General features: G+C 71.8%; 11 protein-coding genes. 7 read left to right on the forward strand and 4 right to left on the reverse strand.

What is annotated here, in order from left to right; all coding sequences use genetic code 11:
- Positions 1–152: 152 nt before the first annotated feature.
- The 7 genes from EJK15_RS09860 (at position 153) to EJK15_RS09890 (ending at position 5,636) form a co-directional block, all read left to right on the forward strand.
- The gene (locus EJK15_RS09860) at positions 153–455 is read left to right on the forward strand and encodes an urease subunit gamma (RefSeq protein WP_138710073.1); all 303 of its coding nucleotides are present in this window, start codon (positions 153–155) and stop codon (positions 453–455) included.
- Positions 452–763: an urease subunit beta gene (locus EJK15_RS09865; protein WP_138710074.1), complete on the forward strand. Its 312-nt coding sequence runs from the start codon at positions 452–454 to the stop codon at positions 761–763. Before EJK15_RS09860 ends, EJK15_RS09865 begins: the two co-directional genes overlap by 4 nt.
- Positions 756–2,474, forward strand: a complete 1,719-nt coding sequence (locus tag EJK15_RS09870) for an urease subunit alpha (protein WP_138710075.1) — start codon at positions 756–758, stop codon at positions 2,472–2,474. The genes EJK15_RS09865 and EJK15_RS09870 overlap by 8 nt, the downstream gene beginning before the upstream one ends.
- A gap of 118 nt (positions 2,475–2,592) precedes the next feature.
- Complete coding sequence (locus EJK15_RS72675) at positions 2,593–3,510, forward strand: urease accessory protein UreF (protein WP_206060750.1); 918 nt, start codon at positions 2,593–2,595, stop codon at positions 3,508–3,510.
- Positions 3,511–3,524: 14 nt separating this feature from the next.
- Entirely contained in the window at positions 3,525–4,199 is a 675-nt protein-coding gene (gene ureG / locus EJK15_RS09880; protein WP_138710076.1) for an urease accessory protein UreG, read from the forward strand.
- The gene (locus tag EJK15_RS09885; protein ID WP_240776867.1) at positions 4,199–5,038 is read left to right on the forward strand and encodes an urease accessory protein UreD; all 840 of its coding nucleotides are present in this window, start codon (positions 4,199–4,201) and stop codon (positions 5,036–5,038) included. Before ureG ends, EJK15_RS09885 begins: the two co-directional genes overlap by 1 nt.
- Before the next feature lie 127 nt (positions 5,039–5,165).
- On the forward strand, positions 5,166–5,636 hold the full coding sequence (locus tag EJK15_RS09890) for a hypothetical protein (RefSeq protein WP_138710077.1): 471 nt from the start codon (positions 5,166–5,168) through the stop codon (positions 5,634–5,636).
- Position 5,637: 1 nt separating this feature from the next.
- Here EJK15_RS09890 and era read toward each other — a convergent pair whose 3' ends face one another.
- The 4 genes from era to EJK15_RS70365 all read right to left on the reverse strand — a co-directional run.
- On the reverse strand, positions 5,638–6,546 hold the full coding sequence (gene era, locus EJK15_RS09895; protein WP_240776868.1) for a GTPase Era: 909 nt from the start codon (positions 6,544–6,546) through the stop codon (positions 5,638–5,640).
- Between the two features lie 18 nt (positions 6,547–6,564).
- Positions 6,565–7,041 carry an NUDIX domain-containing protein gene (locus EJK15_RS09900; RefSeq protein ID WP_138710079.1) on the reverse strand — a complete coding sequence of 159 codons (477 nt, stop codon included), beginning with the start codon at positions 7,039–7,041 and terminating at the stop codon, positions 6,565–6,567.
- A 1-nt stretch (position 7,042) separates the two neighbouring features.
- A complete protein-coding gene (locus EJK15_RS09905; RefSeq protein WP_138710080.1) occupies positions 7,043–7,360 on the reverse strand; it encodes a cytidine/deoxycytidylate deaminase family protein in 318 nt (105 codons plus the stop codon).
- 10 nt (positions 7,361–7,370) lie between these two features.
- Positions 7,371–7,687, reverse strand: a 317-nt coding sequence (locus tag EJK15_RS70365; RefSeq protein ID WP_171074203.1) for a hypothetical protein, incomplete at its 5' end; no start/stop codon positions are given.

The following is a 7,687-nucleotide window of genomic DNA, read 5'->3' on the forward strand; positions in this document are numbered from 1 at the left end:
TGGAGATCCCGTGCGTTAATTGGCCATTGCCGAATCTTCACAAATGCACAAAGGTCGTCATCCGCCGTCCATGGGCCTGTTCACCACAGTGCGAAACCAACACGACATCACCCTGCAACAGCGAGGAAACCGCCGGTTCCTAGGGTCCGGCCATGCGGCTTACCTCACACGAGCAGGAACGGCTGCTCATCCACGTCGCCGCCGGGGTGGCGCGCGAGCGGCAGGCCAGGGGCCTGCGGCTCAACCATCCCGAGGCTACCGCCATCATCGCGTCGTTCCTCATGGAGGGCGCCAGGGACGGTCGCACCGTGGCCGATCTCATGGAGGCCGGCCGGTCGGTGCTCGGCCGGGCCGATGTCATGGAGGGCGTGCCGGAGATGCTGGAGAGCGTGCAGATCGAGGCCACCTTCCCGGACGGCACGAAGCTGGTGACCGTGCACAGGCCGATCCCGTGATCCCGGGCGAGTACGTACACCCCGACGGCTCCATCGCGCTCAACCCCGGGCGCGAGCGGATCACCGTACGGGTGGTCAACACGGCGGACCGGCCGGTGCAGGTGGGCTCGCACTACCATTTCGCGGCCGCCAATCCGGGGCTGGAGTTCGACAGGAAGGCGGCCTGGGGAATGAGGCTGGACGTGCCGGCCGGGACGGCGATCAGGTTCGAGCCCGGCGTCGAGCGGGACGTGACGCTGGTGCCGCTGGCCGGCAACCGGGTGGTTCCGGGGCTGCGGCCGGAATGGGCGGGGCCGCTCGATGGCTGACGGAGCTCGGATCTCGCGCGCCCGCTACGCGGCCCTCTACGGGCCCACCACCGGCGACCAGATCAGGCTGGCCGACACCGACCTGTTCATCGAGGTCACCGAGGACCTGTCGATAGGGCCCGCCGGGCCCGGCGACGAGGCGGTCTTCGGCGGCGGCAAGGTGATCCGCGAGTCCATGGGACAGGCGCGGACCACCCGCGCCGAGGGCGCCATGGACCTGGTCATCACCGGCGCGGTGATCCTCGACCACTGGGGCGTGGTGAAGGCCGACGTCGGCATCCGCGACGGCCGCATCCACGCCATCGGCAAGGCCGGCAACCCGGACACGATGGACGGCGTGGACCTGGTCATCGGGCCGTCCACGGAGATCCTCGCGGGCAACGGCAAGATCCTCACCGCCGGGGCCGTCGACTCGCACGTCCACCTGATCTGCCCGCAACTGCTCGACGAGGCCATCGGGTCCGGCGTCACCACGATCGTCGGGGGCGGCACCGGCCCTGTCGAAGGCACCAAGGCGACGACCGTGACCGGAGCCTGGTATCTCGGCCGGATGCTGGAGTCGCTGGACGCGTACCCGCTGAACTTCGCGCTGCTCGGCAAGGGCAACACGGTCAGCGCCGACGGGCTCCTGGAGCAGCTCAGGGCCGGTGCCTCGGGATTCAAGCTGCACGAGGACTGGGGCACCACGCCGGCCGCCATCGATGCCTGCCTGACCGTCGCGGACGCGTCGGGCGTGCAGGTGACGATTCACACCGACACGCTGAACGAGGCGGGGTTCGTCGAGTCGACGCTCAAGGCGATCGGCGACCGGATGATCCACGCGTACCACACGGAGGGGGCGGGCGGCGGGCATGCGCCCGACATCATCCGCGTCGCCGCCTACTCCAACGTGCTTCCCTCCTCCACGAACCCCACCAGGCCGCACACCGTCAACACGCTCGACGAGCACCTCGACATGCTGATGGTCTGCCACCACCTCAACCCGTCGATCCCGGAGGACCTGGCCTTCGCCGAGTCGCGCATCCGGCCGACGACGATGGCGGCCGAGGACGTGCTGCACGACATGGGCGCGATCTCCATGATCGGCTCGGACTCGCAGGCCATGGGCCGGATCGGCGAGACCATCATCCGCACGTGGCAGACGGCGCACGTGATGAAGGCCCGGCGCGGCTCGCTGGGCGGCGGTCCTGCGGACAACCTCCGCGCCCGCCGTTATATCGCGAAATACACGATCTGTCCCGCTATCGCCCACGGCCTGGACGCCGAGGTCGGCTCCGTCGAGCGCGGCAAGCTCGCCGACCTCGTCCTCTGGGACCCGGCGTTCTTCGGTGTCAAGCCGGACCTGGTGCTCAAGGGCGGCATGGTGGCCTGGGCCCAGATGGGCGACGCCAACGCCTCCATCCCGACCCCGCAGCCGGTGCTGCCCCGGCCCATGTTCGGCGCCTCGCCGGTCACGGCCGCGGCCACCTCGCTCCACTTCGTCGCCCCGCTCGCCCTGGAGTCGGACCTCGCCGACCGGTTGTCCGTACGCCGCCGCCTCGTCCCGGTGGCGGACGTACGCCGGCGCGGCAAGTCCGCGATGCCGCTCAACGACGCCCTGCCCAGGATCGAGGTGGCGCCCGACACGTTCGAGGTCCGCATCGACGGCGACCTCATCGAACCGTCCCCCGCGACCAGCCTGCCCATGGCGCAGCGCTACTTCCTGTTCTGACCAGCCGGCCGCCATGCGCCTGCCCGCCGACCCGATGGCTCCGACTTGACGCCCCGACCAGATAGGCCCAACTTGATAACCGCTGACCCCATAGGCCCGACTTGACGAACCTGACCTGATGAACCCTGCCCTGCTCCTCCTCGCCGACTCCCGCCTCCCGGCCGGCGGCCACGCCCACTCGGGCGGCACCGAACGCGCCATCGCGTCGGGGGCGGTACACGACGTGCCGTCGTTGGCCCGCTTCCTGAAGGGCCGCCTGCACACGGCCGGCACACTCGCCGCCACCCTGACCGCCGCAGCCACCCTCCAGGCCTCCCACACACCCACCCGCCCGACCACAACCACGGGCACCGGCGCGGGAAAGCCGGTTCACCGCGACACGAGCACCGCCCAGCGGCCCGCCCACGACACACACGCCGTGCTTGCCCAGTCACCCGGGGCCGAGGGCGGCGCCGCGTCTCCGTGGGTGCGGCTGGACGACGAGGTCGATGCCAGGACCGCGTCCCCCGCGCAACGGGACGCATCCCGTACGCAGGGCAGGCTGTTGCTCAGGGTCGCCCGCCGGGTGTGGCCGTCGGCCGCGCTGGACGAGCTGGCGCGGGCCGTGCCGAACCCGCATCACCCGATCGCGCTCGGAGTGGCGGCGCACGCGGCCGGAGCCACGCCGGAGGAGGCGGCCATGGCGGCGGCGTACCACGCGATCAGCGGCCCGGCCACGGCGGCGGTCAGGCTGCTGGGCCTGGACCCGGTCGCCGTACACGCCCTGCTGGCCGGCTTCGCCCCCGACCTCACCGCAGTGGCCACCGGAGCGCACCTCGCCGCCACGAACGCGCACCCCGTCCCCCACCTCGCCGCCGTGAACGCGTCCCAAGACTCCCACCTCACCGCCACGAACGCGCATTCAGACCCCCACCTCACCGGCGCAGAGCCTCACCTCACCCCCCGCTGGGAGGCGCTGCCCGCGTACTCAGCACCAGCACTGGACCTCCTGGCCGAGCAGCATGCGCAGGCCGAGGTCAGGCTGTTCGTCTCATAAGGAAGGACCACGACATGGGCGCCAATCACGACGACCATCACCACGCACCCGACGGCCGCGGCCGGGCGTTGCGGCTGGGAGTGGGCGGACCCGTGGGCAGCGGCAAGACGGCCCTGGTGGCCGCGCTGTGCCGGACGCTGGGCCCGTCGCTGTCCCTGGGAGTGGTGACGAACGACATCTACACCACCGAGGACGCCGACTTCCTGCGCCGGGCGGGCGTGCTCGACCACGACCGAATACTCGCCGTCGAGACCGGCTGCTGCCCCCACACCGCAATCCGCGACGACATCGCCGCGAACCTCGACGCCGTCGAGACCCTGGAGCACCGGTTCGGCCCGCTGGACCTGGTGATCGTGGAGAGCGGCGGCGACAACCTGACGGCGACGTTCAGCCGGGGGCTGGCGGACAGGCAGATCTTCGTCCTCGACGTGTCGGGCGGCGACAAGGTGCCGCGCAAGGGCGGGCCCGGTGTCACGACGGCGGACCTGCTGGTGGTCAACAAGACCGATCTGGCGCCGATGGTCGGCGCCGACCTGGGCGTGATGGCCCGGGACGCGGCGGCGGTACGCGGCGACCGGCCGGTGCTGTTCACGTCGATCAGGCAGGAGCCCACCGCAGCCAGCGTCGCCGCCTGGGTCTCCGAACAGGTGACGGACTGGTCGCACGCCCACGCCTCCCCCGTCTGGTGATGCCCAGCCAGCCCGCCGGTCAGGACCGGCTCCGGCAATCCACCCGCGCCGTGGCCTCCGGCACGCAGCGGCCCGCCGCTCCTGCGGCGAGCGGTGTGGCGGGCGGGCGGCGGGCGATGCGGGCGAGGGCCGCCGTCGCGACCGCGCTGTCGGGGGACGGCCGGACCCTGATCAGCCGCCTGGCCTCGGCGCCGCCGCTGACGCTGCGCCAGACGGGCCCGTGCACCGTCCACCTCGTCTCGACGGCGGCGGGCCCGCTCGGCGGCGACCGGCTGGCGCTGGACCTGGACGTCGCCCCCCGTACCATGCTGGAGCTGGGCTCGGTCGCGAGCACGCTGGTCCTGCCCGGCGACGGCGAGTCCGAGATGCTGGTCACCGCCCGGGTGGGCGCGGGCGCGACGCTCCGCTTCACCCCTGAGCCCACGGTGCTCGCCGCCGGCTGCGCCCACCGCCTGATCGTCCGGCTCGCGCTCGAGCCGGACGCGAGCGTGCTGTGGCGCGAGGAGATCGTCTTCGGCCGGTACGGCGAGCAGCCCGGCCGCTGCCATGCCCGCTTCGACGCCACCCGCGACGGCCGCCCGCTGCTCAGGCAGGAGTTCACCGTCGGGGACCCGGCGCTCGACACCTCCCCGGCCGTCTTCGGGTCGGCCCGCTGCGTCGGCAACACGTTCCTCACCGCGACCGCCAAGGAGCCGCTGGTGGCCGAGGGCGTCGCGGTCCTGCCGCTGGCGGCCTCGGGCACGCTGGTGTCAGCCCTGGCCGGCGACGCAGTCGAGCTGCGGTCGCGGCTGGAATGGGGGGAGACAGCGGTCTCAGAAGTCGGCATGAGATCGCCATGACACAGCGATCTCAGAAGTCGGCATGAGATCGCCTCAGCACAGCGATCTCAGAAGGTGGGAGCGCTTCAAGGTGACGACTCCGTTGCGTACGGTGGGCGAAGCTGCCGTCCCGGCATACATTGATCGTGTGGCCGAAGACCTGCAGCCCACGCCCGTCAAGCCGGCGACCCGCCGCCGCTACGCGCTGGCCGTGACCGTCGCCGGCGCTCTCCTGGTGCTCTGCGCGATCCTGCCCTGGGCGGGCCTGGAGGCGAGGAGCGCCCTGATCGGCGGCGGGGTGGCCAGCGACGTGCGTGGCATCGACGACGCTTTCGGCGTCTACACCCTGATCGCCGGGCTGGCGGCGGTGGTGTGCGGCCTGGCGGGATTGCTCGCCCGGCCGCGGCTCGCCGCCCTGGCTGTGCTCCCTGGGGCGGCGGCGGTGTCGGTCGTGGTGATGTTCCTGACCAGCGGGAGCGGCCTGCGTGACCGGATCTCCATCGATTTGGGGGAAATGCTGTCGATCGGGCCGGTTGTGAGGTTCGGCTGGTTCGCGGCGCTGGCGTGCTCGGTCGCCGTCGTCGTCCTGTCGGCGCTGGCGTTGTTCCGCCGCGCGTGAATCAGTCGTAGAAGCCCAGCCGGCGCAGCTGCTTGGGGTCGCGCTGCCAGTCCTTGGCCACGCTGATCCGCAGGTCCAGGTAGACCCGCGTGCCCAGCAGCGCCTCGATCTGCTTGCGGGCCCTGGTGCCCACGTCGCGCAGCCGCTCCCCCTTGTGCCCGATGACGATCGCCTTCTGCGAGGGCCGCTCCACGAACATGTGCGCGTAGATGTCCAGCAGGTCGTCACGCCCCTCGCGGGGCAGCATCTCGTCGACCACCACGGCGATCGAGTGCGGCAGCTCGTCGCGCACGCCCTCCAGCGCCGCCTCCCTGATCAGCTCCCCCACCAGCACCTGCTCGGGCTCGTCGGTGAGCTGGCCGCCCTCGTAGAGCGGCGGCGACTCCGGCATGTGCTCGATCAGCACGTCCGCCAGCACGTCGAGCTGCTCGCCCGACTGCGCGGACACCGGCACGATCGCGGCGAACTCCGCCACCTGCGACACCGCCAGCAGCTGCTCGGCGATCTGCTCCCTGGACACCAGGTCGCACTTGGTCACCACCGCCAGGACGGGCGTCTTCTTCACCGCGGACAGCTTGTCGGCGATGAACCGGTCGCCCTTGCCGATCGGCTCGTTGGCCGGCACGCAGAAGCCGATCGCGTCCACCTCGGTCAGCGTCGACAGCACCAGACTGTCGAGCCGCTCGCCGAGCAGCGTGCGCGGCCGGTGCAGGCCGGGCGTGTCCACGATGATGAGCTGGGCGTCGGGACGGTGCACGATGCCCCTGATGACCCGCCTGGTGGTCTGCGGCTTGGACGAGGTGATCGCCACCTTGGTGCCGACCAGGGCGTTCATCAGCGTGGACTTGCCGACGTTCGGCCTCCCCACGAAGCAGGCGAATCCGGCGCGATGGTTGTCTGGCGAAGTCACGTACTGCATTCTGTCTCATCAACTAGCGTGTTCACGCCACCAGGTGAACGCCTCGGGCGCGACGCGGGGCGTCCAGGAGGTCGTACGCAGCTCGGCGAGCTCCGGCTCGCTCACCCACCGGTAGTCGTTGATCTCCACGCCGTCGGGCTCGGGTGCGCCCGAGACCAGCGCGCAGCCGTAGCCGGCGATGACGTAGCCGACCTGGTGGCCGTTCGGGTAGGTGGTGCGGAACTCGGGGCCGCCGTAGACGCCGATCAGGCCGCGTACCGCGATCTCGATGCCGAGCTCCTCGCGCAGCTCTCTGACCACGGCGTCCTGCGGGCGCTCGTCGGGGTCGACGCCACCGCCCGGCGCCGCCCAGAGGCGAACGTCGCCGTGGCGGGCCACCAGCAGCCGGCCCGCGTCGTCGAACACGAAGCCGGCCACCGACGGCAGCATGAGCAGCTCGGAGCCGACCTTCTCCCGCAGCCTGGCCAGGAACGGCGACATCGGCATGTCAGCCCCGCAGCGTGCCGTCGGGACCGGCCACGAGCAGCGATTTGACGCCCAGCTCCGCGGCCACGGCCGCGTCGTCGGCGCTCGGCTCGCCGGCGGTCACGAGGGCGACGGCCTCCAGGGACCGCGCGCCGCTGGAGACCGCCATGGCCACCGCCACCTGCACCGCCGACAGCGTGAGCGAGGCCATCGCCACGTTGGTCGCCGAGTATGTGCGCCCGGTCTCGTCGCGTACGGCGGCCCCCTCCGCGGAGTCGTTGCGCGCCCTGGCCGCCCGCGCCAACGTGATGATCTTGCTGTCTTCAGGATCGAGAGTCACGGGCACTAGGTTATGTGCCGGCCATGGCTATCGCCGCGTCGACCACTTCCCTCGTGCGGGCGGCGTCCACGTCGTTCATGCCCGTGTGGACCACCGACACCAGCGTGTCGCCCACCCGGGAGAGCACGACGTCCAGCGCGTACGGGTAGCCGTTGAGCCGGCCCTGCAGCCGCGCGCCGACCGCCTCGTCGCCCGCTCCCTCGACCGGCAGCTCGCGCAGCCGCAGGTGGGTGCCGGTGGAGGTGCGCACCGCCCGGCACGACTCGCGTGCCCTGGCCAGCGCGTCGAGGTGCTCCTCGGCCTCCTCGCCCGCGTACCGTGCCAGCC

The organism is Nonomuraea basaltis (genome assembly GCF_005893125.1).
Classification (GTDB): domain Bacteria; phylum Actinomycetota; class Actinomycetes; order Streptosporangiales; family Streptosporangiaceae; genus Nonomuraea; species Nonomuraea basaltis.

What these genes read in the sequence shown, in the direction of transcription:
- EJK15_RS09860 (WP_138710073.1), top strand. Translation starts at nt 153, where the DNA reads ATGCGGCTTACCTCACACGAGCAGGAACGGCTGCTCATCCACGTCGCC.
- EJK15_RS09870 (WP_138710075.1), top strand. Translation starts at nt 756, where the DNA reads ATGGCTGACGGAGCTCGGATCTCGCGCGCCCGCTACGCGGCCCTCTAC.
- EJK15_RS72675 (WP_206060750.1), top strand. Translation starts at nt 2,593, where the DNA reads ATGAACCCTGCCCTGCTCCTCCTCGCCGACTCCCGCCTCCCGGCCGGC.
- ureG (WP_138710076.1), top strand. Translation starts at nt 3,525, where the DNA reads ATGGGCGCCAATCACGACGACCATCACCACGCACCCGACGGCCGCGGC.
- EJK15_RS09885 (WP_240776867.1), top strand. Translation starts at nt 4,199, where the DNA reads ATGCCCAGCCAGCCCGCCGGTCAGGACCGGCTCCGGCAATCCACCCGC.
- EJK15_RS09900 (WP_138710079.1), bottom strand. Translation starts at nt 7,041, where the DNA reads ATGCCGATGTCGCCGTTCCTGGCCAGGCTGCGGGAGAAGGTCGGCTCC.